Source organism: Curtobacterium sp. 260, assembly GCF_030803485.1.
Classification (GTDB): Bacteria; Actinomycetota; Actinomycetes; order Actinomycetales; family Microbacteriaceae; genus Curtobacterium.
In genome coordinates, this window is sequence record NZ_JAURUY010000002.1 from 334,361 (window position 1) to 359,824 (window position 25,464).

At 71.8% G+C, this 25,464-nt stretch carries 27 protein-coding genes and 1 tRNA gene; 17 read left to right on the top strand and 11 right to left on the bottom strand.

All coding sequences use genetic code 11. The annotated features are described in order from the left end of the window. Positions 1 to 218: 218 nt before the first annotated feature. A complete protein-coding gene (locus J2X59_RS03930; RefSeq protein WP_251154758.1) occupies positions 219 to 1,457 on the bottom strand; it encodes an MFS transporter in 1,239 nt (412 codons plus the stop codon). Next, complete coding sequence (locus J2X59_RS03935; RefSeq protein ID WP_326495772.1) at positions 1,454 to 1,903, bottom strand: MarR family winged helix-turn-helix transcriptional regulator; 450 nt, start codon at positions 1,901 to 1,903, stop codon at positions 1,454 to 1,456. The genes J2X59_RS03930 and J2X59_RS03935 overlap by 4 nt, the downstream gene beginning before the upstream one ends. Positions 1,904 to 1,964: 61 nt before the next feature. On the opposite strand from J2X59_RS03935, the gene J2X59_RS03940 reads away from it, so the two are divergent. The 3 genes from J2X59_RS03940 (at position 1,965) to J2X59_RS03950 (ending at position 2,985) form a co-directional block, all read left to right on the top strand. Beyond that, the gene (locus J2X59_RS03940) at positions 1,965 to 2,255 is read left to right on the top strand and encodes a hypothetical protein (RefSeq protein ID WP_066653044.1); all 291 of its coding nucleotides are present in this window, start codon (positions 1,965 to 1,967) and stop codon (positions 2,253 to 2,255) included. Positions 2,256 to 2,284: 29 nt separating this feature from the next. Then, positions 2,285 to 2,545, top strand: coding sequence for a thioredoxin family protein (locus J2X59_RS03945; RefSeq protein WP_066653047.1), 261 nt, complete (start codon positions 2,285 to 2,287; stop codon positions 2,543 to 2,545). 367 nt (positions 2,546 to 2,912) lie between these two features. Continuing rightward, positions 2,913 to 2,985, top strand: a tRNA-Arg gene (locus J2X59_RS03950). A 59-nt stretch (positions 2,986 to 3,044) separates the two neighbouring features. Here J2X59_RS03950 and J2X59_RS03955 read toward each other — a convergent pair. Next, positions 3,045 to 4,220 (bottom strand): hypothetical protein, encoded by a 1,176-nt coding sequence (locus tag J2X59_RS03955; RefSeq protein ID WP_326495773.1) that lies wholly within the window; start codon positions 4,218 to 4,220, stop codon positions 3,045 to 3,047. 169 nt (positions 4,221 to 4,389) lie between these two features. Beyond that, positions 4,390 to 4,755: a hypothetical protein gene (locus tag J2X59_RS03960; RefSeq protein ID WP_209683505.1), complete on the bottom strand. Its 366-nt coding sequence runs from the start codon at positions 4,753 to 4,755 to the stop codon at positions 4,390 to 4,392. 74 nt (positions 4,756 to 4,829) lie between these two features. Here J2X59_RS03960 and msrA point away from each other — a divergent pair, with 74 nt between their 5' ends. The 5 genes from msrA (at position 4,830) to J2X59_RS03985 (ending at position 8,800) form a co-directional block, all read left to right on the top strand. Next, positions 4,830 to 5,357, top strand: a complete 528-nt coding sequence (msrA, locus tag J2X59_RS03965; RefSeq protein ID WP_326495774.1) for a peptide-methionine (S)-S-oxide reductase MsrA — start codon at positions 4,830 to 4,832, stop codon at positions 5,355 to 5,357. A gap of 37 nt (positions 5,358 to 5,394) precedes the next feature. Then, positions 5,395 to 5,598, top strand: a complete 204-nt coding sequence (locus tag J2X59_RS03970; protein ID WP_326495775.1) for a methyltransferase — start codon at positions 5,395 to 5,397, stop codon at positions 5,596 to 5,598. A gap of 117 nt (positions 5,599 to 5,715) precedes the next feature. Beyond that, positions 5,716 to 6,414, top strand: a complete 699-nt coding sequence (locus tag J2X59_RS03975; protein WP_326495776.1) for a single-stranded DNA-binding protein — start codon at positions 5,716 to 5,718, stop codon at positions 6,412 to 6,414. Positions 6,415 to 6,628: 214 nt separating this feature from the next. Beyond that, positions 6,629 to 8,314 carry an energy-dependent translational throttle protein EttA gene (ettA, locus tag J2X59_RS03980; protein ID WP_209683500.1) on the top strand — a complete coding sequence of 562 codons (1,686 nt, stop codon included), beginning with the start codon at positions 6,629 to 6,631 and terminating at the stop codon, positions 8,312 to 8,314. A gap of 3 nt (positions 8,315 to 8,317) precedes the next feature. Next, the gene (locus tag J2X59_RS03985; protein WP_326495777.1) at positions 8,318 to 8,800 is read left to right on the top strand and encodes an acyl-CoA thioesterase; all 483 of its coding nucleotides are present in this window, start codon (positions 8,318 to 8,320) and stop codon (positions 8,798 to 8,800) included. Positions 8,801 to 8,922: 122 nt separating this feature from the next. On the opposite strand, the gene J2X59_RS03990 is transcribed toward J2X59_RS03985, so the two are convergent. Then, positions 8,923 to 9,780, bottom strand: a complete 858-nt coding sequence (locus J2X59_RS03990; protein ID WP_209683497.1) for an acyl-CoA thioesterase — start codon at positions 9,778 to 9,780, stop codon at positions 8,923 to 8,925. 43 nt (positions 9,781 to 9,823) lie between these two features. Between J2X59_RS03990 and J2X59_RS03995 the strand changes: the two genes are divergently transcribed. Together J2X59_RS03995 and J2X59_RS04000 are read left to right on the top strand one after the other, a co-directional pair. Beyond that, positions 9,824 to 10,525, top strand: a complete 702-nt coding sequence (locus J2X59_RS03995) for a hypothetical protein (protein WP_209683494.1) — start codon at positions 9,824 to 9,826, stop codon at positions 10,523 to 10,525. Between the two features lie 109 nt (positions 10,526 to 10,634). Next, positions 10,635 to 11,477, top strand: coding sequence for an NAD(P)H-binding protein (locus J2X59_RS04000; RefSeq protein ID WP_326495778.1), 843 nt, complete (start codon positions 10,635 to 10,637; stop codon positions 11,475 to 11,477). A gap of 226 nt (positions 11,478 to 11,703) precedes the next feature. Here J2X59_RS04000 and J2X59_RS04005 read toward each other — a convergent pair whose 3' ends face one another. From J2X59_RS04005 to pepN, 3 genes are all read right to left on the bottom strand, one after another. After that, positions 11,704 to 12,162, bottom strand: coding sequence for a globin (locus J2X59_RS04005; RefSeq protein ID WP_326495779.1), 459 nt, complete (start codon positions 12,160 to 12,162; stop codon positions 11,704 to 11,706). Then, positions 12,159 to 13,244 (bottom strand): mechanosensitive ion channel family protein, encoded by a 1,086-nt coding sequence (locus tag J2X59_RS04010; protein WP_326495780.1) that lies wholly within the window; start codon positions 13,242 to 13,244, stop codon positions 12,159 to 12,161. The genes J2X59_RS04005 and J2X59_RS04010 overlap by 4 nt, the downstream gene beginning before the upstream one ends. 81 nt (positions 13,245 to 13,325) lie before the next feature. Further along, on the bottom strand, positions 13,326 to 15,905 hold the full coding sequence (gene pepN / locus J2X59_RS04015; protein ID WP_326495781.1) for an aminopeptidase N: 2,580 nt from the start codon (positions 15,903 to 15,905) through the stop codon (positions 13,326 to 13,328). Positions 15,906 to 16,109: 204 nt separating this feature from the next. Here pepN and J2X59_RS04020 point away from each other — a divergent pair, with 204 nt between their 5' ends. Next, complete coding sequence (locus J2X59_RS04020; protein ID WP_209684412.1) at positions 16,110 to 16,670, top strand: mycothiol-dependent nitroreductase Rv2466c family protein; 561 nt, start codon at positions 16,110 to 16,112, stop codon at positions 16,668 to 16,670. A 91-nt stretch (positions 16,671 to 16,761) separates the two neighbouring features. On the opposite strand, the gene J2X59_RS04025 is transcribed toward J2X59_RS04020, so the two are convergent. Continuing rightward, positions 16,762 to 17,289 carry a GNAT family N-acetyltransferase gene (locus J2X59_RS04025; RefSeq protein ID WP_326495783.1) on the bottom strand — a complete coding sequence of 176 codons (528 nt, stop codon included), beginning with the start codon at positions 17,287 to 17,289 and terminating at the stop codon, positions 16,762 to 16,764. On the opposite strand from J2X59_RS04025, the gene J2X59_RS04030 reads away from it, so the two are divergent. From J2X59_RS04030 to J2X59_RS04040, 3 genes are read left to right on the top strand one after another with little or no spacing between them, the layout of a single operon-like run. Continuing rightward, positions 17,288 to 17,941 carry a helix-turn-helix domain-containing protein gene (locus tag J2X59_RS04030; RefSeq protein WP_326495784.1) on the top strand — a complete coding sequence of 218 codons (654 nt, stop codon included), beginning with the start codon at positions 17,288 to 17,290 and terminating at the stop codon, positions 17,939 to 17,941. The two genes, J2X59_RS04025 and J2X59_RS04030, sit on opposite strands and share 2 nt — an antisense overlap. Before the next feature lie 10 nt (positions 17,942 to 17,951). Continuing rightward, a complete protein-coding gene (locus J2X59_RS04035; RefSeq protein ID WP_271825951.1) occupies positions 17,952 to 18,440 on the top strand; it encodes a ribose-5-phosphate isomerase in 489 nt (162 codons plus the stop codon). Between the two features lie 18 nt (positions 18,441 to 18,458). Continuing rightward, complete coding sequence (locus J2X59_RS04040) at positions 18,459 to 19,388, top strand: Fpg/Nei family DNA glycosylase (RefSeq protein WP_066653089.1); 930 nt, start codon at positions 18,459 to 18,461, stop codon at positions 19,386 to 19,388. 28 nt (positions 19,389 to 19,416) lie between these two features. Here J2X59_RS04040 and J2X59_RS04045 read toward each other — a convergent pair whose 3' ends face one another. Both J2X59_RS04045 and J2X59_RS04050 read right to left on the bottom strand, forming a co-directional pair. Beyond that, positions 19,417 to 20,895, bottom strand: a complete 1,479-nt coding sequence (locus tag J2X59_RS04045) for an amidohydrolase (protein WP_326495785.1) — start codon at positions 20,893 to 20,895, stop codon at positions 19,417 to 19,419. Further along, positions 20,892 to 21,545 carry an FMN-binding negative transcriptional regulator gene (locus J2X59_RS04050; protein WP_326495786.1) on the bottom strand — a complete coding sequence of 218 codons (654 nt, stop codon included), beginning with the start codon at positions 21,543 to 21,545 and terminating at the stop codon, positions 20,892 to 20,894. Before J2X59_RS04050 ends, J2X59_RS04045 begins: the two co-directional genes overlap by 4 nt. A gap of 33 nt (positions 21,546 to 21,578) precedes the next feature. On the opposite strand from J2X59_RS04050, the gene J2X59_RS04055 reads away from it, so the two are divergent. From J2X59_RS04055 to J2X59_RS04065, 3 genes are all read left to right on the top strand, one after another. Next, on the top strand, positions 21,579 to 22,985 hold the full coding sequence (locus tag J2X59_RS04055; protein WP_326495787.1) for a serine hydrolase domain-containing protein: 1,407 nt from the start codon (positions 21,579 to 21,581) through the stop codon (positions 22,983 to 22,985). Positions 22,986 to 23,079: 94 nt separating this feature from the next. After that, positions 23,080 to 24,729: a sensor histidine kinase gene (locus J2X59_RS04060; RefSeq protein WP_326495788.1), complete on the top strand. Its 1,650-nt coding sequence runs from the start codon at positions 23,080 to 23,082 to the stop codon at positions 24,727 to 24,729. Positions 24,730 to 24,789: 60 nt separating this feature from the next. Then, entirely contained in the window at positions 24,790 to 25,452 is a 663-nt protein-coding gene (locus J2X59_RS04065) for a response regulator transcription factor (protein ID WP_326495789.1), read from the top strand. Positions 25,453 to 25,464 lie beyond the last annotated feature (12 nt).

Consider the following 25,464-nt stretch of genomic DNA (forward strand, 5'->3'; position numbering starts at 1 on the left):
GGACCCCCCCAGTACGGCCGAGGGGTCCACCCCTGAACCTCCATCCACTCGCTCACGCGCGTCCGCACATGACGAACGGGCGAGACGCGCGACCGGACCGGAGTCCCGACCGCAGCCCCCGCCCGCAGCGAAGCGCACCGAGCGCGAGCAGGCTCATCGCCCACCAGCGCTCGCACCGAGCGCGAGCGGGCTCACCGCCCACCCGCGCTGGTGTCGACTCAGACCATCTCGCCAGCCGAGATCGCCTCGGCCTCGACGCGCTCCGGCTCGGCCCCGTCGTCGACCCGCCGCAGCACCTTGGTGGTCAGCACCACGACCACGAACGCGACCGCCACCGAGACCCCGGCGAACACGTACGCCGCCGACGGCGAGAACGAGTCGGCGAGCAGCGTCGCCACGGGCGGGGCGATCGCACCCCCGATGAAGCGCACCGCGGAGTACGCGCTCGATGCCACCGAGCGGGGGAGGTCCGTTGCCTCCATCACGCACTCCGTGAGCACCGTGTTGAGGACACCGAGCACGAGGCCGCCGATGACCACGCAGATGATGAGCCCGGCCTGCGAGGTCACGACGACCGCCGCGGCGAACAGGTCGAGGGCGAGGAGCGGCAGCGCGATCTTCAGCACGGTCGTGCGGCGCATGCGCGCGGTCAGCATCGGGGCGACCCACACGGAGGTGATCGCGAGCCCGACGCCCCACCCGAAGAAGGTGAAACCGATGCCGAGTGCGCCGAAGCCGAGCGGGAACGGCGTGTACGCGAGCAGCACGAAGAAGCCGATGTTGTAGAAGAGCGCGGTCACCGCGAGGGCCGCGAGCGCCGGCTGTCCGAGGGCGCGGAACGGTGCCGAGAGCTTGGTCGGCGTGGGCTTCTCGAGTCCGGAGGTCTTGAGCAGCGCGACGACGGCGATGAACGCGATCGCCATCAGGGTGGTGACGCCGAAGAAGGGACCGCGCCAGCTCACCGACCCGAGCAGTCCGCCGACCAGGGGCCCGATGGCGATGCCGAGGCCGAGCGCTGCCTCGTAGAGGATGATCGCCGACGCTGTGCCACCGGACGCTGCACCGACGATGGTCGCGAGTGCGGTGGAGATGAAGAGCGCGTTGCCCAGGCCCCAACCGGCGCGGAAGCCGATGATGTTCCAGACGCTGCCCGAGGTCGCTGCGAGCACCGAGAAGACCACGATGAGCGCGAGCCCGATGAGCAGGGTGTTCTTCGCACCGATGCGGCTCGACACCCAGCTGGTGAAGAACATGGCGACGCCGGTGACGGCGAGGTAGCTCGTGAAGAGCAGTTCGGTCTGCGCGGCGGTGGCGTGCAGCGACGTCGCGATCGCGGGGAGGATCGGGTCGACCAGGCCGATGCCCATGAAGGCGACGACGCAGGCGAACGCGATCGCCCAGACGGCGGACGACTGCTTGAGGATGCTGCCGGACGCAGCGGGTGCGTGGGCGTTCACGCGTGGATCTCCGTTCTGGTGGGGTTCGTGGTGGTGCGCGAGGCGATGATGCCGGCGGCGTCGCGCAGGACGTCCCAGTCGTCGTCGTCGAGGTCGGCGAAGACCGGTCCGACGGAGTCGGCGATCGTCGCGCGCCAGGTGGCGAGCCGCTCGCGCCCCGCATCGGTGAGTTCGATGAGCTGTCCGCGTGAGTCGTCGGGGTCGACGGTGCGCGAGAGCAGACCGTCGGTGAGCATGCCGGCGACGATCCGGGTCATCGTGGGCTGTGCCACACGGGACGCGGCGGCGAGCTCACCGAGGCGCAGCGGCTGCTCGGTCTCGAGGATGCCGAGCGTGCGCCAGACCGCGGCCGAGGTGGCGTCGCCGGAGGCCTGCGCCGCAGCACGGACCAAGCGGTTGACCGAGATGATCAGCGTCTCCAGTGCCTGCGCCCGTGATGCTTCCATGTCTGAACTATATAGCGGTGCTATACATCCGTCAACAGGGCACCCCTGGTAGAAGGGACGCATGAGCGACATCACCATCCACGAGGGCGACGAGTACACCGCGATCTTCCACGGCGGTCCCTTCGACGGCACGACCGACACCCGCACCGCCACGAGCGACGCGGTCGACGACGAGGTCACGGTGTACGCGGACGTCGAGGGCCTGCAGACGGCCTTCGCCTACAAGGCCACCAAGACCCGTCAGGTGCTCGACCAGACCTCGGTCGAGTACGAGTACGACGCCGCGGACTCCGATCCGGTCGACGACCTGCAGGACCGCGGGGACCGCAGCGGCGAGTTCGACCGGGAGTAGATCGCGCGCCGCGCACGTTGCACCGTCCCGTGCAGCTCGACCTCTGGACCTCCGCCTTCTGCGCCCCGTGCGCAGCCGCCCGCCGTGTGAGCGGTGAGGCAGCGGCGCTCGTCCCCGGGCTCCGGGTCACCGAACGCGACGTCGCGGCACACCCTGACACTGCAGAGGACCTCGGCATCCGTTCGACCCCCACGATCATCGTGCGTCGGGACGACGGTGCCGAGGTCTTCCGTTCGCCGGGCGTCCCCTCGCGGGACCAGCTGCTGGTGGCGGTCGCGAAGGCGCTCTGAGCGGACCCGGTCGGGAGGCACGGGGCACGTCCGCCTCGTCCGGTCACCGTGCAGGCGTGCTCGGCCAGGAGGCGCGGTGCATGTCCGCCACGTCGGTCGCGACGGCAGCGCGTGCCCTCGCGCGAGCGGGCGTTCCCTGCTGTCCGGCGGTGCCGCGCGGACCGGTTCCGCCCCTCGGCGCGGCGGTCGTCCGTGCTGACCAGTGCGACCCCGGCGGGCGGGCCCTTCGTGCTCACCGGCGGCACGCGCCGCACCCCTTCCGCCCGCTCGGGACGGACGGAGCAGTCGGGCGCGATCGCCGAGCACCGGCCTCGTGCGTGGCAGTGCAGCGCCCCGACGACCGACGGCGGTAGAATCGTCGCCGCTCGCCTCCGTAGCTCAGTGGATAGAGCAGGTGGTTTCTACCCTCCGTGTCGCGGGTTCGATTCCTGCCGGGGGCACACGCGACGAGAGGCCGCCATCCGTCGGGATGGCGGCCTCTCGTCGAACGGGGGAGGTCTCAGTCGTCCTCGGCTGCTCGGCGTCGCAGCTCGCTCGCGCTGATGGGCTGGGTGTACGGCGAGGCGTCGTCGTCGTCCTCTCGAGCACCCGGCGTCGCGTTCGCCGCCCCGGGCCGGTCGAGCCCGGTCGCGGACGCTGCGGCACGGTTCACGTGGGCGTCAGCCGACGTCGGGCTCGCGACCCGGGGCGCGGAGGTCGGCCGGTCATCGGAGCGGGCATCACCGCCACGATCGGTCACGTCGACCTCGCCGGAGTCCGAGGAGTCGTCGCTGCGCGAGCCGAGGTCGTTCCGAGCGCTCGGAGTCGTGCCGTTGCCCGGACGCGCCGACGCGATCGGGGACCCGAGCGGAGGGCGGACCGGCGCGCCGTCGAGCTGGACCGTCTCGCGGTCGCCGTAGGGGCGCGTCCGGTTGTCGGCAGCACCTCGGACGTCGTCGATCGGGGTGGTGGCGTCCTGGTCGACCGTCGCCGCGGCGGTCGGACCCGAGGTGCGGCCCGCCGACGTCCCCGCCGCAGGGGCGCCGACGGGAGACTGCTGCGGCGCGGGACGGAGCGAGGTGGTGGTCGGCGTCGGGCGCGACGGGGCCGTGCCGGCGTCTGCGTCGGCCGTCCGCTGCTGCTGCTGCTGACCGGCGTTCCAGTCCTGCTGGCGGGCGATGAGGTCGGCGTCGGGGTCCGGGGAGTCGAACTTCCAGCGTTCGAGATCGGCCTTGAACAGCTTCTTCGCACGTCCTGGCTTGCCGTTCCACTCGAGCAGACGGTCGCGGAGTTCGCCGAGCGACTGGTCTGCCTGCGAGGTGAAGGTCGAGGAGTTCCGCTTGATGTCGGCGATCTCGTGCTGCACCCAGTCGGCGGCAAGCGGAGCACCGCTCACCGGCAGGAGGCGCAGCCGCACGTCGGCGTCCTCGGCGAGGTGGTCGGCGTAGGCACGTTCCTCGTGTCCGAGTGCTCCCCAGCGCGAGGCCTTGCGCGCCGCGGTGACCACGCCCGCGACTGCTGCGTTCCGGCTCTCGCGGTCGTGGAGCGCGACGACGCGCTTCGTTGCCGCGCGTCCGATGAGCGCGGCGATCACTCCGGCGACGACGATCGCGACGAAGGGGATGATCGCGCCGGACAGCACGCGCCATCCCTCGTCGGATGCTGTCCAGTCGGTCAGGTCGTTCCACCAGTCCATGGGCGAACACTACGCAGCGTGCGACGCAGAACCGCGGAGGCCGGACGGCGTTCCGTCGAGCCGGACCGCGTTCCGTCGAGCCGGGCTGCGCTCCGTCGAGCGGGGCGGCGTTCGCTCACGCGGGGCGGTCGCCCGTCGGGCGGCGCGGTCGACGGGCGCGGCCGGCTGGTCAGCCCCAGCGCAGGCAGTCGACGGCGTCGTCCGCCGACCACACGTTCGGCAGCTCGACGAACCGTCGCTCGACCGCCACGTAGCGACGGGCGCGGTAGGCCGTGCCGCCCGCGACGTCCACGCGGTCGACGTACCCGACGATCTCGCCGTTGGTGCGGGTGACCCGGCTGAGGTCGTCTCGCACGTCGAGCACGCGCAGGTCGCCACGGCTGCGTGCGACCGGCGTGGAACGGATCCGGAACGCTGGTTCGGTGCTGGTCTGCACGGGTGCCTCCTGCTGGTTCGTCGTGGTCTTCGTTGCCTCGACGGTACGGCTGACCACCGACACTCCACGGCCGTGCAGTGGCGTCAGGGGAGCGCTCACGGCGAGGACGATGCTGTGCAGGAGAAGTACCCCGGCCCCGTGCTCCGTGAGCACAGGAGGGTACGGTGGCGCGCATGACGACGTTCGTGCTCGCAGGTGGATGCTTCTGGTGCCTCGACGCGGTGTACCGCACGTTGCAGGGCGTGCAGGACGTGGTGTCGGGCTACACCGGCGGCGTGGTCGAGGAGCCGACGTACGAAGCGGTCTGCACCGGTGCGACCGGTCACGCCGAGGCGGTCGCGGTGACCTTCGACGAGTCGGTCATCCCCGCCGACGTCGTCCTCGACGTCTTCTTCACGCTCCACGACCCGCGGCAGCTGAACCGCCAGGGTGCGGACGTCGGCACCCAGTACCGCTCGGCGATGTTCCCTGCGGACGACGAGCAGCGAGCGCTGTTCGAGCGGGCGGTGCAGCGCGCTGCGGACATCTGGGACGGCGGGATCGTGACGACGATCGAGCCGCTCGGTAGCTTCTTCCGTGCGGAGGAGCACCACCAGGACTTCTTCGCGAAGAACCCTGGTCAGGGCTACTGCCTCGCGGTCGCGCTGCCCAAGGTGAACAAGGTCCGCAAGGCCTACAGTCAGTACATCCTGGCGTCCTGAGACGCGGACGTCGGGGCCACGAGGAGGTGGTCGAACGATGATGGACAACACCGGGACCTGGGTGGCCGTCGGTCCGGCGGGCGCGGTCGGGAGCATCCGCCGCGCGTCGGACGGCTTCCACGTCGAGCTCTACGGTCGACGGGGCCGAGGCAGGACCTACCCGTCGCTGGAGACCGCGAAGGGTGCGGTCCACGCGGCGCTCGGGCCTCTCGCCGACCGACCCGAGTTCCGCGCGCACTGACCCGCCGGCCTGGAGGTTCGGGGGAGTCTTCCTCCACAGCCCACCTTGATGAGTCGGCTGCTCACAGATCGAGCCCCGGGCCGCCAGCGCGGCCCGGGGCTCGCAGACGATCGAGTCATGAACGACACGATCACCGTCTGCGGCATCGTCGCGACCGAACCCCGGCACCTCGTCACCGACACCGGCATCGCCATCTCGAGCATGCGTCTGGCGTCCCCCTCCCGTCGTTGGGACCGCAGCACGTCGTCATGGACGAACGGTCCGACGAACTGGTACACGGTCACCGCCTTCCGGTCCCTCGCGGCGAACGTCCACAAGTCGCTGAAGAAGGGCGATCGCATCCTCGTGACCGGACGCGTCCGGATCCGCACCTGGGAGCGTGACGGGCGGAACGGGACCGCGGTCGAGATCGACGCCGACGGCATCGGGCACGACCTCGCCTGGGGCATCAGCAACTGGATCCGCGTCCCGCGGCACGTCGGCGACTCGAACGCGGGTCCCGGGGTGCCGCCGGGGGTGCCGACGGTGGATCCGGACACCGGCGAGGTGACGGGCACGGTGCCCGAGGACGACCACGCGACGCCCGTGCTCGGCGGAGACGGCGACGATGCCCTGCCCGGGGCAGCAGACGGGCCCGCGCTGCCGCGCCACGGCGCCCGGGACGGCGGCGTCCTGAACGACGGCGTCCCGGGCGACGGCGTCGCGGACGGCGGCGACCCGGAGGACAGCGGCGCGCGGGCAGCCGGAGGGGTCGCCCCGGTCCTGCCCGGATCCCGGGAGCCCGAGCCGGGACCCGACGCCCGTGCCGTCGCATGAGTCGTCGGACGAGTCATCGCCGGACCGTCGGCCGCGCGCGGCACCCGCGTCCTGCCGGTGCCGGCCGCCTCGGCGCGAGGCACTCGCGTCCTACCGGTGCCGGCGCCTCGGCGCGCGCCCCGCCGTGGTCCTGTCGGCGCCGCCGATCCACGAGCCGTGCGCTGCGGCGCAGGGGGGAGCGGTGACGTGCCCGGGTCAGTAGACTTGCGCCGATATGGCTGAGTACATCTACCAGATGGTCCGCGCCCGCAAGACGGTCGGCGACAAGCTGATCCTCGACGACGTCACGATGTCGTTCATCCCCGGCGCCAAGATCGGCGTCGTGGGGCCGAACGGCGCGGGCAAGTCGACGATCCTGAAGATCATGGCGGGTCTCGACCAGCCGTCCAACGGCGAGGCGAAGCTCACGCCGGGCTTCTCCGTCGGCATCCTCATGCAGGAGCCCGAGCTCGACGAGTCCAAGACCGTGCTCGAGAACGTCCAGATGGGCGTCGGTGCGATCAAGGGCAAGCTCGACCGCTTCAACGAGATCTCCGCGCTGATGGCGGAGCCGGACGCCGACTTCGACGCCCTCCTGGCCGAGATGGGCACCCTGCAGGAGGAGATCGACGCGGCCGACGCGTGGGACCTCGACTCCCAGCTCGAGCAGGCCATGGACGCGCTGCAGTGCCCGCCGGCTGACGCGCAGATCGCCAACCTCTCGGGTGGCGAGAAGCGCCGCGTGGCGCTCTGCAAGCTGCTCCTCGAGAAGCCCGACCTGCTACTCCTCGACGAGCCCACCAACCACCTCGACGCCGAGTCCGTGCTGTGGCTCGAGCAGCACCTGTCGAAGTACCCCGGCGCCGTGCTCGCCGTCACGCACGACCGGTACTTCCTCGACCACGTCGCACAGTGGATCGCCGAGGTCGACCGCGGTCGCCTGTACCCGTACGAGGGCAACTACTCGACCTACCTCGAGAAGAAGCGCGAGCGTCTCGAGGTCCAGGGCAAGAAGGACGCCAAGCTCGCCAAGCGTCTGTCCAGCGAACTCGAGTGGGTCCGGAGCAACTCGAAGGGCCGCCAGGCGAAGTCGAAGGCCCGTCTCGCCCGGTACGAGGAGATGGCTGCCGAGGCCGAGCGCACGCGGAAGCTCGACTTCGAGGAGATCGTCATCCCCGTGGGCCCGCGTCTGGGCTCGCAGGTGATCGACGCCGAGAAGCTCCAGAAGCAGTTCGGTGAGCGCGTCATCATCGACGGCCTGTCCTTCACGCTGCCCCGCAACGGCATCGTCGGGGTCATCGGCCCGAACGGCGTCGGCAAGACCACGCTGTTCAAGACCATCGTCGGCCTCGAGCCGCTCGACGGCGGCCAGCTGCGGATCGGCGACACGGTCGACATCTCGTACGTCGACCAGAGCCGCGGCGGCATCGACCCGAACAAGAACCTGTGGGAGGTCGTCTCCGACGGCCTGGACTTCATCCAGGTCGGCAAGACCGAGATCCCGTCCCGCGCCTACGTCTCGCAGTTCGGGTTCAAGGGCCCGGACCAGCAGAAGAAGGCCGGTGTGCTCTCCGGTGGTGAGCGGAACCGCCTGAACCTGGCGCTCACGCTCAAGCAGGGCGGCAACCTCCTGCTCCTCGACGAGCCGACCAACGACCTCGACGTCGAGACCCTCGGCAGCCTCGAGAACGCCCTGCTCGAGTTCCCCGGCTGTGCCGTGGTCATCACCCACGACCGGTGGTTCCTCGACCGCATCGCGACGCACATCCTCGCGTGGGAGGGCGTGAACGAGGACGGCACCCCGAACTGGTACTGGTTCGAGGGCAACTTCGAGGCCTACGAGGAGAACAAGCTCGTGCGCCTCGGCCCGGACGCGAACAAGCCCGGTCGCTCGACGTACCGCAAGCTCACCCGCGACTGACCCGTGGCGAGGCTGCACGCTCCCGTCCGCATCCGGTGGAGCGACATCGACGCGTACGGCCACGTCAACAACTCCGCGATGCTGCGCCTCCTCGAGGAGGCGCGCATCGCGGGGTTCTGGGGCCACGACCCCGCTGACGTCGCGCCGGAGGACGACCTGCCGGACCCGATCATCGACGGTCGGCCCGGCTCCGGGACGATGACGGTGATCGCTGCCCAACGTCTCGAGTACCTCGCATCGATCCCGTACCTGCGCCAACCTCTCGACGTGCAGATGTGGATCGGACGAGTCGGTGGCGCGAGCATCGACGTGTCGTACGAGATCTGGTCACCCGTCGGAGTCGAGCCGCAGGTGCTGTACACGCGCGCCACGACGGCCCTGGTGATGGTCGACGCGGCCTCGAACCGGCCTCGGCGCCTGTCCGAGGCTGAGCGCGCCGCCTGTGCGCCGTTCGTCGAAGCGCCCGTACAGTTCTCCCGCCCGTAACGGCGGGACCACCGGTGTGGTCCTCCCGGTCCGTAGCGGCTGGACCGCCGGCGCAGTTCTCGAGCCCGTAGCGGCCAGGACGGGCGGCACCGTGTGTCCGCCAGGAGCGGGCAGGGCAGCCGTCAACGCGGGACGCGCAGCATCCCCTCCTGCGCCACCGATGCCAGCAGCCGACCGTCGCGCGCGAACATCCGCCCGAACGCCAGTCCCCGGCCGCCCTGGGCGCTCGGGGACTCCTGCGCGTACAGGACCCAGTCGTCGGCACGGCCGTCGCGGTGCCACCACATCGCGTGGTCGAGGCTCGCGCTCTTCACTCCCGGCGTGCCCCAGGCGACGCCGTGCCGCCGCATGATCGGCTCCAGGATCGACATGTCGCTCGCGTAGCCGAGCACGGCCCGGTGCAGCGACGGGTCCTCCGGCAGGTCACCGTCGACGCGGAACCACACCGCCTGGTGCGGGACGCGCTCGCCCTGCACGTCGACGAACACCGGGCCTTCGACGTGCCGCAGGTCGATCGAGCGTTCCGCCCAGGCCTGCGCCACGGGGTGGTCTATCGCGGACAGGATCGACGCAGCCGAGGGCAACGACTCGGGATCGGGGGTGCCGACGGGGAACGGGTCCTGGTGCTCGAGTCCGTCGTCCGGTCGCTGGAAGGAGGCGATCATCGAGAAGATCGGCACACCGCGTTGGTAGGCCTGGACACGGCGCGTGGCGAACGAGCGGCCGTCGTGGATGCGCTCGACGGCGAAGGTGATGGGCACGTCGATGTCACCGGGACGCAGGAAGTACCCGTGCATCGAGTGGATGTCGCGGTCCTCGATCGTGTGCTGCGCGGCGACGATGCACTGCGCGAGCACCTGTCCGCCGAAGACCCGGCCGCCGGGCGACCAGTGGCTGGCACCGGTGAGGATCGTCTCGCCCGTGCTCGCGCCGGTGTCCTGCAAGCGGAGGGTGCTGAGGAAGTCGGGTTCGCCGTTCACCCCCGCAGTCTACGAACCCGTCGCCGGTAGGATCGGTGTCGACATGGGCACCTCGTTCACGCTTCCCGACGCCGCTTCGCTCGGCGACCTCCGCACCTACCTCGGACGCGCTGCCCGGATCGAGGACGGCTCCGTGCGGCTCATCGCCGACTCCGGCGTCCTCGCCGTCTACGCCGCGATCCTCTACCCGGTCGGGCTCCTCGACGAGCTGCCGACCGTGCTCGGCCTCCGCACCTTCTCCCTGACCGAGCCAGCGACGATCGACGCGGTCGTCCCGCTCGCCTCCCTGCGGGAGCGGCTCCGTGTGCTGGCCGAGGAACAGGACGCCGCCGGTGCCGACGGTGCCGATCCGACGCGACCGACCCCGATCGAGGTCGGGCTGCCGCACGAGGTGCACACCGTGACGTGGGCCGCGATCTCGCCGCCCCGCGGGGGATGGGTGCCGCTGCCCGACGTCTCGCCGGAGCTGCTCCGCCGCGCTGCCCGCGACGGGATCGCCGAGGTCGCGGACGCCGTCCCGTCGAACGCCGGTGACGCCATCGTCCGCCGCATCCGCGCCGAGGTCTGGGGCCGTCCCGTCCCCGGGATCGAGCACGTCCCCGCAGCAGCCGGGTTCGCGGGGGAGAGCCTCGGCTTCCTCGGGCACGATCCGGTCCGGCTGTTCGAGACCGGCCCCTGGAGCCGCCTGACGACGTCGCGCGGGCACATCCTGGTGAAGCGACGCGCCTGGAGCCTCGACCACTAGTGCCGCCGCGGCACTGCCGATCCCTGCACGGTCGCGCCTGAGCCCTCGTCCGTCCACACCTCCGACGGGCACCCGGTCAACGCCGTGACCGGCATGGTTGGGTTGCGTCATGCACGTCTTCCTCACCGGCGCATCCGGGTACATCGGGTCATCCGTCCTCCGCGCACTCCTCGCCCACGGGCACCAGGTCACCGCGGTCGTCCGTTCCGACCAGAAGGCGCAGGCGGTCCGTGACGCCGGCGGCCAGGCGGTCGTCGGCGACCTGTCCGACACCGAGCTCGTGCGCCGACTCGCGCACGAGAGCGATGCCGTCGTCCACACCGCGTCGGCCGAGTCGGTGGACCCGGACTTCACGGCGACGGTGACCGAAGCGTTCTCGGGGACGTCGAAGCCGTTCGTGCACACGGGCGGCATCTTCACGTTCGGCGACTCGACCGACATCTCGGAGCAGTCGCCAGTCGACCCGCCGGAGCTCACGGCGTGGCGCGCTCCGATCGAGGCGCGGGTCCGCGCGAGCGACGCACGGACGACGATCGTCGCACCGGGCATCGTGTACGGCCGTGGCGCGGGCATCCCGGCGATGTTCGTCGGCGACGGGGAGCACGAGGTCCGGCTGGTGGGCGACGGGTCACAGCGGTGGACGACGGTGCACGTCGACGACCTCGGCGAACTGTACGTCCTCGCCGTGCAGCGCGGCGAGCAGGACGGCTACGTCGTCGCCGCGACCGGTGACAACCCGACCGTGCGCGAGATCGCCGAAGCGGGCGCGCACGGGTCGCCGGTCGTCGCCGAGAGTGCCGACGACAGTCGGGAGCGGCTCGGGCGCACGTACGCGGACGCCCTGCTGCTGCACCAGGAGGCCTCGGGCGCGCACGCGCGTGCCGCCTTCGGCTGGAACCCGACCCGACCGACACTGGTCGAGGACCTCGCCAGCGAGTCCTCCGCCCGCTGAACCCAGGTGCGGGGCGGACGGGAGACCCGTGGCGGCCCCGCCACGGGCCTCCCGTCCGCGCCCGCCCGGCAGCGACCGACACAGGACGGACCCGCTGTCCGGCTCGGCATCGAGCGGACCGGCCGGCTACCGAGCGGACCGGCCGGGTACCGAGCGCACCGGCCGGCTACCGAGCGGACCGGCCCGGGTGCGAGCGGACCGGCCCGGCGTCGAGCGGAGAGGACGCTCAGTCGAACGTGTTCGTCATCGCGTGTGCCGCCCGGTCGAGGTACGCCCACAGTTCGGCCCCGTCGAGGGGCGCCAACCCCAGCGACTCGACGGCCTCGTGCATGTGGTGGAGCCAGCGCTCCCGGGCTTCGGAGGTGATGCGGAACGGGTTGTGGCGCATCCGGAGCCGGGGGTGCCCGCGCTCCTCGCTGTACGTGCCGGGGCCGCCCCAGTACTGCTGCAGGAACGCCGACAGCCGCCAGATCGCACCGTCGAGATCGTCAGCCGGGTACATCGGCCAGATGACCTCGTCCTGCTGCACCCCCTCGTAGAAGCGTCGGACCAGCCGGTCGAAGGTGGGAGCACCGCCGATGCGTTCGTAAAGGGAGCCGGTCGCGCTGGCGCCGTGCTCGCCGACGCGGAGCGTGATCGGCTGCGCCGGTAGGCCGCCCCGGTCCCGAGGGGTGAGGTCGCTCACTGGTGGTCCTTCCCGGGGTCCTGGCCGCGGTCGGTGTCGTCGGTGCGGATCGCCCGTCCGAACAGGTTCCCACGCTTCCCGCCGCGCGACTTCGTCGGTGCGGGCGTCGGCTGCGTCCGGACCGACCGGAGGCCGTTGATCGAGGTGGCGTTCTCCCACCCCTCGGGCATGATCATCGCCATGGCGGGCAGCGTGACGCCGAGCTCGTCGACGGCGCGCTTCAGCCGCACGCGCATCTCGCGCCCGACGACGTCGAGCTCGGACGCACGGGTCTTGACGACGAGACGGAACACCATCCCGGCGTCGGAGATCGACTGGAGGCCCCAGATCTCCGGCTTCTCGACGATCCGCTGACGCCAGCGCGGCTCCTGGGACATCGTCACCGCGGCACGCAGCAGGGCGTCCTGCACGGCGTCGATGTCGGTCTCGTACGGGACGGTGATGTCGACCAGCACGCGCGACCAGCCCTGGGACAGGTTGCCGACGCGCAGGATCTGCCCGTTCGGGACGAACCACAGGATGCCGTTCACGTCGCGGATCTGCATGACGCGGAGTCCCACGTTCTCGACCACGCCGGTGGCCTGCCCGGTGTCGACGACGTCCCCGACGCCGGCCTGGTCCTCGAGGATCATGAAGACGCCGGAGAGCAGGTCCTTCACGATGCTCTGCGCACCGACGGCGAGGCCCGCGGCGATCAGCGAGGCGCCACCGACGATCCCGACGGCCGCGCCCTGCCACACGGCGGTGACGATGACGATCAGCGCGATGACCACGACGACGACGGTCGCCAGGTTCTCGAGCACACTGCCGAGGGTCCGGGTCCGTTGCACGACGCGGGCGGTCTGCACCGGCGAGGCGATGAGTGCCTGGGTGTCGTCGACGTTCTGGCGGCGCTTCGCCCCGTTGACCACCTGGTCGACGACGCCCTTGATCACGCGCCGGAGGATCAACCGCAGGATGATCGCCGCGATGACCGTGATGACGATCGTGATCGGTGCTTGCCAGGTGTCGACGAACTGGGTGAATGCGTTCGACGCCCACTTCGAGACGTCGTCGGTCGTGTTCGCTGCCGAGTTCATCATCCGGACGATGCTAGAGGGCGGGGCCTCGGCGACCCTTGAGGATCACCGAGGCCCCGCCCCTGCACTACCGTCGGACGCGGATCAGGCGTCGGCCCCCTGGACCCGCAGCGCACGCTCGGTGCCCGCGAGGTTCTCGGACACGATGCGGCGGAGCGCCGGGGTCTCCGGGTGCGCCTCGAGCCACGCGTTCGCGGCGTCGCGGAGCTCGACCGACGCGAGCGGCGCCGGGTAGAGGCCGCTGACGATCGTGTCGGCGATGTGGTAGCTCCGCTCGGCCCAGATGCGGGTCAGCACGTCGAAGTACCGCGACACGAGCCCCTCGAGGACGACCGGGCTGTTGGTGTGCTGGAAGCCGACGGTCGTCTGGCGGACGATGGCGTTCGGCGCCTCGGACGAGTCGACGAGCGACGAGAACGCCGCGAGCTTGCCCTCGGCGGTCGGGATCGTCGCACGCGCCCGAGCGGCGGCCTGCTCACCCGAGGCCGTCTTGTCGGCGGCGAGCTCGGCGTCGACCTCGTCGTCACCGGCAGCACCGGCGAGGACGAGGCCCTCGAGCAGCTCCCAGCGCAGGTCGGTGTCGATCTCCAGGCCCTGCAGGGTGACGGACCCGTCGCGCAGGCCCTGCAGGGTCGTGACGTGCTCCGGCGTCGAGGCCATCTGCGCGAAGAACTTCACGAACTGGAACTGGGCGTCGGACCCGGCCTCGGCCGAGGAGGCCAGCTGCCAGAGGGTGTCGCCCACGGTGCGGACGGTGGCGTCGACCTTCGCCGGTGCCACGTAGCTCCGGGCGGTCAGCAGCAGCTGCGAGAGCGTGGTGCGGATCGTCGTCGACTCGGTCTCGGTCGCGATGTTGCCGAGCACCAGGCGGACGTAGTCGCTCGCGGGCGACTCGGCGTCGCGCGTGGCGTCCCACATCGCGCCCCAGACGATGGAGCGGGCGAGCGGGTTCGCGATCGCGGCGAGGTGCTCGATCGCGGTGCGGCGGGACTGCTCGTCGAGACGGATCTTGGCGTAGGCCAGGTCGTCGTCGTTGAGGAGCACGAGGTCGCCGCGGTGCACGCCGACGAGCTCGGGGACCTCGGTGCGGGCACCGTCGACGTCGATCTCGACGCGGTGCGTGCGCTCGAGCTTGCCGCCGGCCGACGCGGTGTCGGCACCGAAGGGCGCCGACTCGTCCGTCGTGAAGCCGTAGACGCCGATCGCCAGGCGGTGCGGGCGGAGCGTCGGGTGGTCGGCCGGAGCCTCCTGCAGCACGGCGAAGGACGTGATCACGCCGGACTCGTCGACCTCGATCTCGGGGCGCAGCGTGTTCACGCCGGCGGTCTCGAGCCACAGCTGCGACCACTCGGACAGGTCGCGGCCGCTGGTCGCCTCGAGCTCGACGAGCAGGTCGCGGAGCTCGGTGTTGCCGTGGTGGTGCTTCGTGAAGTAGGCCGAGACGCCTGCGAAGAACGCGTCGATGCCGACCCACGCCACGAGCTGCTTGAGGACGGAACCGCCCTTGGCGTACGTGATGCCGTCGAAGTTGACCTGGACGTCCTCGAGGTCGTTGATCGTCGCGACGATCGGGTGCGTCGAGGGGAGCTGGTCCTGGCGGTAGGCCCAGGACTTCTCCATCGCCTGGAAGGTGGTCCACGCCTCGGTCCACTCGGTGGCCTCGGCCGTGGCGATGGTCGACGCCCACTCGGCGAACGACTCGTTCAGCCACAGGTCGTTCCACCACTTCATGGTGACGAGGTCGCCGAACCACATGTGCGCGAGCTCGTGCAGGATCGTGACGACCCGGCGCTCCTTGATGGCGTCGGTGACCTTCGAGCGGAAGACGTAGGTCTCGGTGAAGGTCACGCAGCCCGCGTTCTCCATCGCGCCGGCGTTGAACTCCGGCACGAAGAGCTGGTCGTACTTCTCGAACGGGTACGGAACGTCGAACTTCTCCTCGTAGTAGGCGAAGCCCTTCTTGGTCGTCTCGAACACGTACTCGGGGTCGAGGTACTCGGCGAGCGAGCGCCGCGCGAAGACGCCGAGCGGGATGGTCCGACCGTCGCGGCTCGTGAGCTCGTCGCGGACGACCTCGTACGGGCCGGCGACGAGCGCGGTGATGTAGCTCGAGATCGTCGCGGTCGGGCTGAACGCCCACGTGGCGATCTCGCCGTCGACGTGGGGCTCGGGCGTCGGGGAGTTCGAGACGACCTGCCAGCGCGACGGTGCCGTGACGGTGAAGGAGAACTCGGCCTTGAGGTCGGGCTGCTCGAACACCGCGAACATCCGGCGCGAGTCCGGGACCTCGAACTGGGAGTACAGGTAGACCTCGTCGTCGACCGGGTCGACGAAGCGGTGCAGGCCCTCGCCCGTGTTCGTGTACATCGCGTCGGCGACGACCACGAGCTCGTTCTGCTCCTGCAGGTCGTCGAGCTGGATGCGCACGCCGTCGTTCACCGCGGCGACGTCGAGCGCCGAGCCGTTCAGGGTGATCGAGTGCACGGTCTTCGTGATCGCGTCGATGAAGGTCGAGGCGCCGGGCGTCGCGGTGAACCGGACGCGCGTGGTGCTGCCGAAGGTCTCGGCCCCGCGGGTCAGGTCCAGCTCGACGTCGTACGTCTGCACGTCGACGATCGCGGCGCGTTCCTGGGCTTCGGTTCTGGTGAGGTTCTCTCCGGGCACGGACGCTCCAACTTCGCTTGCGGCGCGGACGATCGATGTCCGCGGTGAGGGGATCCCGGCAGGCGTCGTGCGCCGTCGGGACGATGGGATCAGCCTAGCGAGCGCGCGTACGCTCGCAGCGTGACCGAGACGACTGTGGACAACACCGAGACCGCCCGCACCGCCGTGGAGTTCTGGTTCGACCCGAACTGCCCGTGGGCCTGGATGACGAGCCGCTGGGTCGGCGAGGTCGAGCGCCAGCGCCCGATCGACGTGACCTGGAAGGTGATGAGCCTCTTCGTCCTCAACGAGGACCAGGACATCCCGGACGAGTACCGGGAGCGGATCCACAAGGGACAGCTCTACCCGCGCATCGTCACCGCCGCGCTGCTCCGCCACGGCCAGGACGTCGTCAAGCCGCTGTACGACGCGCTCGGCGAGCACGTCCACCACCGCCAGGAGTCCGACCCCGACCAGGTCGTGCCCGCCGTGCTCCGCGAGCTCGACCTCGACGAGGACCTGCTCGAGTACGCGTGGACCGACGAGGTCGACCAGGCCGTCCGCGCGAGCCACCAGGACGGCATCGACCGGGTCGGTCAGGACGTCGGCACCCCGGTCATCGCCGTCGAGGGCACCGCGTTCTTCGGCCCCGTCATCTCCCCGGCGCCGAAGGGCCAGGAGGCGCTCGACCTGTGGGACGGCGTCGTCGCCGTCGCGAAGGTCCCCGGGTTCTTCGAGCTCAAGCGTTCGCGGACGGTCGGTCCGATCTTCGACACCGTCGAGTAGCCCGACCGGCGTCCACGACGCGACCGGTGGACGGACGGACGGGAGGCGCGGTGCGGCTCCGCCCCGCGCCTGCCGTCCGGCCGGCACCCCGTCAGGCCAGGGGCAACCGCATCAGGGTCAGGTCGAGCCACCGGTCGAACTTCCGCCCGACCTCGGGCAGCACGCCGACGGTGGTGAAGCCGAGTCGCTCGTGGAGGGCGATCGAGCCGGTGTTCGTCGAGCAGATGCCCGCCATCAGGACGTGCACGCCGGCCGAGCGGGCGTGTGCGACGAGCGCGTCCATGAGCACGGTGGCGATGCGCCGGCCGCGGAACGCCGGGACGACGTAGACGCTGTGCTCCGCGGTGTGCCGGTACCCCTGGTGCGGCCGGAAGGCGCTGTAGGTGACGTACCCGGCGACGGTGCCGTCGACCTCGGCGACCAGGACGGGCAGCCCGGCAGCCCGGCGCTCCGCGAGCCAGCCGTCGAAGTACTCCCGCGGGTGCGGCTCCTCCTGCCAGATCGCGGTCGAGTGCAGCACGGCGTCGACGTGCAGGGCGTGGACGACGTCGAGGTCACGCGGCTCGCAGTCGCGGACCGTGACCGAGGACGCCGACTCCGTCCCATATGCTGTCGCCATGTCTCAGATCGTAGACGACTTCTCGGCGACGGCGGAACCGGTCACCGAGCACCCGGACGACGCCGACCAGCGTCGCCTGGGGGAGCGACTGCAGCGCCTCCGCACCGAGCGGAAGTGGAGCCTGACCGAACTCGCCGAGGAGTCCGGTGTCTCCCGCGCGATGATCAACCGCGTCGAGCGCGGGGTGTCCAGCCCGACGGCGACGATCCTCGGGCGACTGTCCGGGGCGTTCGGACTCACGATCTCGCAGCTCCTCGACGAGGCACTCGACCACGAGGTGCCCAGGGCGACCGACCCGGACGAGGCGCGTGGCGTCCAGCGCGGGGTGACCGCCGACTCCTGGACCGATCCCGAGACCGGGTACCGCCGTCGTCCGGTCTCGAGCGCCGACTTCCCCGCGGACGTCACGGAGGTGCGCCTCCCGGCCGGTGAACAGGTGGCGTACCCGGCGTCCGCCTACGCGTTCCTGCAGCACTGCATCTGGGTGGTCGACGGCGTGCTCGAGGTCGTCGTCGGCGACGAGCCCACCCGGCTCGGTGCCGGCGACCGCATCGAGCTCGGTGAGCCCGCAGACGTGGTCTACCGGAACCCCGGCGCGGAGCACGTGCGGTACGTCGTCGTGGTGGTCCGGGCCCCTCGGGGCCGGGAATAGGATCGGAGCCATGCGCATCCACCTCGGAACGGACCACGCCGGCCTCGAGTTCACCAAGACCCTCGCCCAGCACCTCACCGAGGCGGGGCACGAGGTCGTCGACCACGGGCCGACCGAGTACGACGCGCTGGACGACTACCCCTCGTTCTGCATCAACGCCGCGCACGCGGTCGTGCAGGACCAGCGCGCGGGCGTCGAGGCGCTCGGCGTCGTCTTCGGCGGGTCGGGCAACGGCGAGCAGATCGCCGCGAACAAGGTGGAGGGCGTCCGCGCTGCGCTGGTCTGGAACGAGTCGACCGCGCTCCTCGCCCGCCAGCACAACGACGCGAACGTCATCTCGATCGGCGCGCGCCAGCACACCGAGGAGGAAGCGATGCGCTTCGTCGACCTCTTCGTCGCCGAGCCCTTCTCGGGCGAGGAGCGTCACGCTCGCCGCATCGCGCAGCTGGCCGAGTACGAGACGACGGGGCACATCGCCGGTCGGCAGATCGACGAGTAGTCCGGGTAGACAGGACCGATGCCAGAGGGTCACTCCGTCCACCGCATCGCGAACCAGTTCTCCCGGCACTTCGTCGGCAAGCGCTGCGAGGTCTCCAGCCCGCAGGGGCGGTTCGCCGCCGGTGCCGCCCAGCTCGACGGCAAGCGCATGGTCGCCGCCCGGGCCGTGGCGAAGCAGATGTTCCTGGAGTTCGAGGACGACCTGTTCCTCCGCGTCCACCTCGGGCTCTACGGGGCGTGGGACTTCGCGGGCGTGATCTCGTCGGCCGAGGCCCTGTCCGAGGACGGCGACGGCGAGGAGTCGCTGTCGTCGATCGGCGCCCCGCGACTCGCCCGGTACCGGATGGCCGAGCAGGAGAAGTCGGAGGACCCGATCGAGTCCTTCCCGCCGGACCCGGTCGGGCAGGTGCGCGTCCGCATCCTGACCGAGGACACCGTCGCCGACCTCCGCGGTCCGACGGCCTGCGTCGTCGAGGACCCGGCCGGGGTGCAGCGCGCGCTCGACAAGCTCGGGCCGGACCCGATCAACGACGACGGCCCGGAGGCCGAGCAGACCTTCGTCGACAACGTCCGGAAGCGGAACGTCGCGATCGGGCAGCTGCTCATGGACCAGGCCGTCGTCGCGGGCATCGGCAACATCTACCGGGCCGAACTGCTCTTCCGGCAGCGCATCGACCCGTACAAGCCCGGCAGGAAGATCACCGTCGAGCAGGCGAAGGCGCTGTGGCAGGACTGGTCGAAGCTCCTGCACGCGGGGGTCCGTGACGGCCTCATGCTGACGATGGACGACCTGTCCGAGGCCGACCAGGCGAAGGCCGTGCGCTCGCGGAAGGACCGTCACTGGGTGTACCACCGCGAGGGGGAGCCCTGCCGGGTGTGCGGCACCGAGATCCGGATGGCGGACATGGCCGGACGCAAGCTCTACTGGTGCCCGAAGGACCAGGAGTAACGCCGGAGACCAGGAGGAGCCGGCGCCGCTACAGGTCGCGGTGCGTGAACCGTCCCGCGATGGCGGTCCCGAGCACCTCGGCGTGCCGCAGCGACGCCGAGTCGGCGACCGCCAGCGGGTCCGCGGCGAGCAGCACCAGGTCGGCGACGTCGCCGACGGACACGCCGACCCGACCGCCCTCGGTCGAGCCGCGCCACGCGGTCAGCGCCGCCAGCCGCTCGGACGGGTGCCACGGTGTGCGTCCGTCGCGGTCCCGCCCGACCGCGGCCGCCATCGACACCCACGGGTCGAGCGGCGCCACGGGAGCATCCGACCCGAGCCGGAGCTCCGCACCGGCCCGGTGCAGCGACGCGAACGGGAAGGCCCGGTCGGTCATGCCCGCCCAGTACCGGTCCGCGATGTCCCGGTCGTCCATCGCGTGCTCGGGCTGCACGGACGCAGCGACCCCGAGCCGGGCGAACCGGTCGACGTCGGTGTCGACGAGCAGCTGTGCGTGCTCGATGCTGCCCCGCGCGCCCACGGCCTCGAACACGTCGAGCGCCAGGGTGTTCGCCCGGTCGCCGATCGCGTGCACGGCGGGGACGAGTCCGGCGTCGACCGCGCGCCGGACCATCGCGACGAGGTCCTCGAACGGGTACGCGAGCACCCCCTCGCCCGACGTCAACGCGGCGGTCCGGGTGCCGAGCGAGCCGTCGGTGATCACCTTGAACGGACCCGTCCGGACCAGGCCACGGGTACCGTCCACGACGTCGCCGGTCCGGAGGCCACGGGCGATCGCCGCGTCGAGGCCGCCCGGGTACACCCCGCAGTCCACCCGCAGGCCGTCGGTGCCGGCGCGGACCCGTCGCGTCCAGCGGTCGAGTCCGGACACCATCTCGAGGTCGACGACACGCGTCACGCCGCGGGCGGCCGCTGCGTCGACCGCCTCCGCCGCCCAGTCGTCGAGGACGTCGTCCGGCACCCGGGACAGCACCGCGGTCACGTCGAAGGCGTCCTGCTCGCGCAGGACCCCGTCGTCCCCGGCGGTGAGCGGCCGTCCGACGAGCGCCGAGCAGTGGGCGAGCGCGAGCGCGTTGCACCACACGGCGTGCAGGTCGGCGCTGATGACGACGACCGGGAGGCCCGGTGCGGCTCCGTCGAGCAGCTCGCGTCGTGCGGGGCGCCGCCAGGTCCCGTCGCGGTAGCCGTGGCCGACGAGCACCAGGTCCGACACGCCGATGCGCGCGACCGCGGCGAGCGCCTCGGCGGTCGCCTCCGCCGACGTGCAGGCGGACACGTCGACGCGCCGGCGGACCAGGGCCCACTGGTCGAAGTGCACGTGGTGGTCGACGAGCCCCGGACCGAGCCACGCGCCGTCGGTCTCGACGACGTCGGTGTCGGCGCCCGTGGGCGGGTCGAGCGTGCCGGCGGGGGCGACCGCGTCGACGCGGCCGCCGACGATGCGCACGTCGCACGGCGCGCCGGAGGTGCCCACCCGGCGGACGGTGCGGAGCAGGACGTCGGTCACGATGCCTCCCGGTCGTCCCGGCGCGCCACCTGGGCGCGCTCGACGGCGTCGGCGAGCGCTGGCGAGGCGTACGGGCCGTCGCCGCGGAGCCCGGCGACGATCCGCTCGACGACCTCGGGAGCCTTGTTCTGCGAGAGCTTCGCGCGGGCGTCGAACCGGGTGACCCGGATGCGGATGCCGACGGTGCCCTTCGCCGCGCGGCGGGCGGTCGCGGGGTCGACGTCGAGGGACACCGGCTCGGGCATCACGCGCTCGAAGTGGTCGACCAGCTCGCCGAGCACCCGGAAGTTCTCCTCGTCGGACAGGATCTCCGGCGTGCCCCAGCAGTGCGCCGTCACGTGGTCCCAGGTCGGGACGAACTGCTCCGGTGGGTACCAGGCGGGGGAGACGTAGCCGTGCGGGCCCTGGAACACGACGAGGACCTCGTGCTGGCCGAGCTCGTGCGCGACCTCGTCCGGTCGGCCGACGTGCGACACGAGGACGAGCGCGTCGGGATCGTCGTCCGGTCCCGGCGCCTCGAGCAGGAACGGGTAGTGCGAGGCGACGAGCCCGGCGGCGGTGTGCGACACGATCGTCGCCCACGGGTGCCCGTCGATCAGGCGTCGCACCTCGTCGACGTCGGTCATGAGGAAGTGGGGTGTGTGCCACATGCGACGAGCGTGGCACATGCGAGGCTGGTCGGCATGGAGAAGCGCGCCGCGTACGAGTCCGTCCTGCCCTACGTCCGTGAGTGGATCGACTACAAGGTGTGGCAGCTCCGCCTCCCGGGCGTGCAGGTCGCGATCGGATTCGAGGACGAGGTGCTGTTCTCCGAGGCCTGGGGTCACGCGGACGTCGAGGCCGGACGGCGCCTGACGACCACGGACCTGTTCCGGATCGCGTCGCACTCGAAGACCTTCACCGCGACCGCGCTGCTGCAGCTCGCCGACGCCGGCGCGCTGCGGCTCGACGACACCGTCGGGTCGTTCGTGCCCGCCCTCGTCGACGCCGGGTCGCCGATCGCCGACGCGACGGTGCGCGAGCTCATGGAGATGGGCGGCGGTGTCGTGCGTGACGGTGCCGACGGCGACCACTGGGCGCTCGACCACCCGTTCCCGGATGCCGACCAGCTCGTCGCGCTCGTGGTCGAGGGCGGCGCGAAGGTCCCCGTCGGCTCGGCCTTCAACTACTCGAACCTCGGCTACGGCCTGCTCGGACTCGTCATCGAGGCCGTCACCGGCACGACCTACGCCGAGCACGTCCGGCGTGCGATCGTCGAGCCGCTCGGACTGACCGGCACCGGGCCGGAGTACGACCCGGCGCGCGAGGACGAGTTCGTCGTCGGCTACACGGGCCTGCACACCGCCCGCACCCGCCAGCGTGTCCCGCACGTCACGACCGGGGCGCTCGCCGCGGCGACGGGCTTCCACGGCACCGCGTCCGACCTCGTCCGGTACTTCTCGGCGCACGTGCCCGGCCGGGGTTCGCTGCTGTCCGACCACGCGAAGCGCCTGGCGCAGCGGAAGGCCTGGAGCGCGCTCGACACCGATCCGGCGGCGCGCGGCTACGGCGCGGGCTTCATCGTCGACCGGATCGGCGGGCGCGAGGTCCGCGGGCACTCCGGCGGCTTCCCCGGACAGATCACCCAGACGGTGTTCGACCCGGCGTCGTCGCTCGTCGTCTCCGTCCTGACGAGCAGCGCGACCGGCCCGGCGGGGATGCTCGCGACGGGCATCGTGCACCTGCTCGACGCCGCGGCCGACGAGCACGCCCCCGGTCCCGAGCTGCCCGAGGGCGTCGACACCGACCGGTACACGGGACGGTTCACGACGTTCGAGGGCATCACCGACGTCGCACGGGTGGGGGACCGGCTGCTCGCGATCGACCCGACGCAGCCGGTCCCGACCGAGTCCCCGGTGCGGCTCCGGGTCGTCGACGAGGACACGCTCGTGATGGCGGCGGGGAACCGCTTCGGCTCGGTGGACGAGCGCATCACCTACGCACGCGACGAGGACGGCACCGTCGTGTCGTTCCGCGGGGACAGCGGCATGACGCACCGCCCGTGGTCGGTCCCCGAGGAGTCCCCGGAGGTCGCCGCCGCCCTCGTCTGACGGCGCGACGGGCACAGGGGGTGGGGACAACCCCACCCCCGATCCGGGAGACGGCAGGATGGGACGCGGGGACGGGCTCCGTGAGGCTGGACCCATGACCGACACCGACCGCCTCGACCAGGCCGAGACCGTCCCGCTGGACGACCACGCCGCCGATCGTGCACAGACCGTCCCGCTCGACGGAGCCGTGCCCCAGGGAGCCACGAAGCCGATGCCCGAACAGCCCCGCACGCCCGACGGCGGCCCGTCCTCGGCGCCCTCGGGATGGGGTGCGACACCGACCACGGGGCGGGCGTCCGCTCCGGGGGAGCAGCCCTTCGCCGCCGCGGGTGTGCCGGGGCAGCCGCCCTTCGCCGCCGCGGGTGTGCCGGGGCAGCCGCCCTTCGCCGCCGCGGGCGCGTCGGGCAACGGGGGTGGTGCCGGCTCCGGCATGACCGCCGGTCGCTTCTACCGCGAGGCCTGGCGTCGCCTGCCGCGCGACTTCGGCTACATGGCGCTGACGGCCGTGCTGCTCTGCACGCTGTACGCAGCGTTCCCAGCGGCGCTGTTCGGACGGGGCCTGCGCGACCTGTTCAACCCGTTCGTGCTCCTGATGTTCTTCATCGCGCTGTTCGTGGCGCGGTGGCTCGGCCAGTTCGAGAAGCTCCGCATCGGGTGGGCAGACCCCCGGCCGATCCGTCCGGTGGACTGGACGCCGCGGTGGCAGCAGAACTGGTGGACGCGCACCGGGTCCGCGGTGGCGAACCCGCACTACTGGCTCTACCTGCTGCACGCGGCCGTGGTCTACCCGCTCGCGGCACTCGTGACCGTGGGAGCCGGTGTCGTGCTCCTCGCCGGGTTCGCCTGGCCGTTCGTGGTCGCCGTCGCCTGGGGCTTCCTCGGCGTGGGCGGCATGTACCTGCCCAGCTCGGACAGTGGTGCGCTGCTCGCGATCGGACTCCTCGGCCTGCTGTCGATGGCCGCGTCGGTGGCGCTCCTGCCCCTCTGGGCACGTGGCTCCGTGCTCGCCCACTCCTGGATCGACCTCGGTCTGCTCGGTGGCTTCCGTGCCGAGCAGCTCGAGCAGCGCGTCGCCGGGCTGCAGGCCTCCCGCGCCGGTGCCGTGACGGCCGAGGGCCAGGCACTGCGCCAGATCGAGCGCGACCTGCACGACGGTCCGCAGCAGCGGCTCGTCCGGCTCCGCATGGACCTCGCCGCTGCCGAGCGCGCCTTCGACCGCGACCCGGAGAAGGCGAAGCGGCTCATCGGCGAGGCGACCGAGCACGCGCAGGACGCCCTCGACGAGCTCCGCGCCCTCTCCCGCGGCTTCGCACCGCCGATCCTGCTCGACCGCGGACTCGTGGCGGCGCTCGAGGCACTGGTCGCCCGGACGCCGATCCCCGTCGGGCTCGACGTCCGCCTGCCCGAGGGGCTCGAGCTCGCGACGGAGATCCAGCGCAACGTCTACTTCACGGTGAGCGAGCTCCTGACGAACACGACCAAGCACGCCGGTGCCTCGACGGCCGGCGTGTACCTCGGGCTCATCGTCGACGCCTCGGGCCTCTGGTACCTGACGGTCAGCGTCACCGACGACGGCCGTGGTGGCGCACGACCGCAGGAGGGCCACGGCATCGAGGGCCTGATGGGTCGGATGCGCGCCCTCGACGGCGAGCTCGTCGTGAACAGCCCCGAGGGCGGTCCGACCGAGGCCACCGCCCGGATCCCGCTCGGAGCCCTGAACGGCGTCCCCGTCGTCCGCGGGTGACGGCGTCGGGAGCGGCCCGGCGCCACGGTCGGCGCACCCGCTCCCACTAGGCTGGTCGGCATGAGCGACGGCCCGGGTGCAGCACGCATCCGGGCCGTCGTCGTCGACGACGCGGTGCTCCTGCGCGAGGGGCTCGCCCGCGTGCTCGACGAGGCCGGCATCGACGTCGTCGGCCAGTACGCCGACGCGGACGCCTTCCTCGCCACGCTGCCCGACCGTGCCCCGGACGTGGTCGTCATGGACGTGCGGATGCCGCCGACGTTCACCGACGAGGGTGTGCGCGCCGCCGTCGCCACCCGCCGCGTCGCACCCCGCACCGGGGTCCTGCTGCTGTCCCAGTACGTCGAGGCCACCTACGCCGAGGACGTCCTGGCCGCCGGGGCGACCGGCATCGGGTACCTGCTCAAGGACCGCGTGACCCGGCTCGAGGAGATCGACGACGCCGTCCGGCGCATCGCCGCGGGCGGCACCGTGCTCGACCCCGAGGTCGTCACGCAGCTCATGGGTCGCCGGCGGGACCCGCTCGCCGCCCTGACGCCCCGCGAGCGCGAGGTCCTCGGGCTGATGGCCGAGGGGCGCACGAACGCCGCCATCGCCCGTGCGCTCGTGATCGGCACCGGAGCCGTCGAGAAGCACGTGTCGAGCATCTTCGGCAAGCTCGCCCTGGAGGACACCGGTGAGGACCACCGCCGCGTCCTCGCCGTGCTCGCGTACCTCGGCTGACCCGACGCATGG

Excerpts from the sequence above, each read along its gene's own strand:
- J2X59_RS04050 (WP_326495786.1), bottom strand. The coding sequence starts at position 21,545 with ATGTGGCACACACCCCACTTCCTCATGACCGACGTCGACGAGGTGCGA.
- J2X59_RS04040 (WP_066653089.1), top strand. The coding sequence starts at position 18,459 with ATGCCAGAGGGTCACTCCGTCCACCGCATCGCGAACCAGTTCTCCCGG.
- J2X59_RS03975 (WP_326495776.1), top strand. The coding sequence starts at position 5,716 with ATGAACGACACGATCACCGTCTGCGGCATCGTCGCGACCGAACCCCGG.
- J2X59_RS04065 (WP_326495789.1), top strand. The coding sequence starts at position 24,790 with ATGAGCGACGGCCCGGGTGCAGCACGCATCCGGGCCGTCGTCGTCGAC.
- J2X59_RS03940 (WP_066653044.1), top strand. The coding sequence starts at position 1,965 with ATGAGCGACATCACCATCCACGAGGGCGACGAGTACACCGCGATCTTC.
- J2X59_RS04060 (WP_326495788.1), top strand. The coding sequence starts at position 23,080 with ATGACCGACACCGACCGCCTCGACCAGGCCGAGACCGTCCCGCTGGAC.
- J2X59_RS04010 (WP_326495780.1), bottom strand. The coding sequence starts at position 13,244 with ATGATGAACTCGGCAGCGAACACGACCGACGACGTCTCGAAGTGGGCG.
- msrA (WP_326495774.1), top strand. The coding sequence starts at position 4,830 with ATGACGACGTTCGTGCTCGCAGGTGGATGCTTCTGGTGCCTCGACGCG.
- J2X59_RS04030 (WP_326495784.1), top strand. The coding sequence starts at position 17,288 with ATGTCTCAGATCGTAGACGACTTCTCGGCGACGGCGGAACCGGTCACC.
- J2X59_RS04020 (WP_209684412.1), top strand. The coding sequence starts at position 16,110 with ATGACGAGCCGCTGGGTCGGCGAGGTCGAGCGCCAGCGCCCGATCGAC.
- ettA (WP_209683500.1), top strand. The coding sequence starts at position 6,629 with ATGGCTGAGTACATCTACCAGATGGTCCGCGCCCGCAAGACGGTCGGC.
- J2X59_RS04035 (WP_271825951.1), top strand. The coding sequence starts at position 17,952 with ATGCGCATCCACCTCGGAACGGACCACGCCGGCCTCGAGTTCACCAAG.
- J2X59_RS03955 (WP_326495773.1), bottom strand. The coding sequence starts at position 4,220 with ATGGACTGGTGGAACGACCTGACCGACTGGACAGCATCCGACGAGGGA.
- J2X59_RS03995 (WP_209683494.1), top strand. The coding sequence starts at position 9,824 with ATGGGCACCTCGTTCACGCTTCCCGACGCCGCTTCGCTCGGCGACCTC.
- J2X59_RS04000 (WP_326495778.1), top strand. The coding sequence starts at position 10,635 with ATGCACGTCTTCCTCACCGGCGCATCCGGGTACATCGGGTCATCCGTC.
- J2X59_RS04025 (WP_326495783.1), bottom strand. The coding sequence starts at position 17,289 with ATGGCGACAGCATATGGGACGGAGTCGGCGTCCTCGGTCACGGTCCGC.
- J2X59_RS04055 (WP_326495787.1), top strand. The coding sequence starts at position 21,579 with ATGGAGAAGCGCGCCGCGTACGAGTCCGTCCTGCCCTACGTCCGTGAG.
- J2X59_RS03935 (WP_326495772.1), bottom strand. The coding sequence starts at position 1,903 with ATGGAAGCATCACGGGCGCAGGCACTGGAGACGCTGATCATCTCGGTC.
- J2X59_RS03970 (WP_326495775.1), top strand. The coding sequence starts at position 5,395 with ATGATGGACAACACCGGGACCTGGGTGGCCGTCGGTCCGGCGGGCGCG.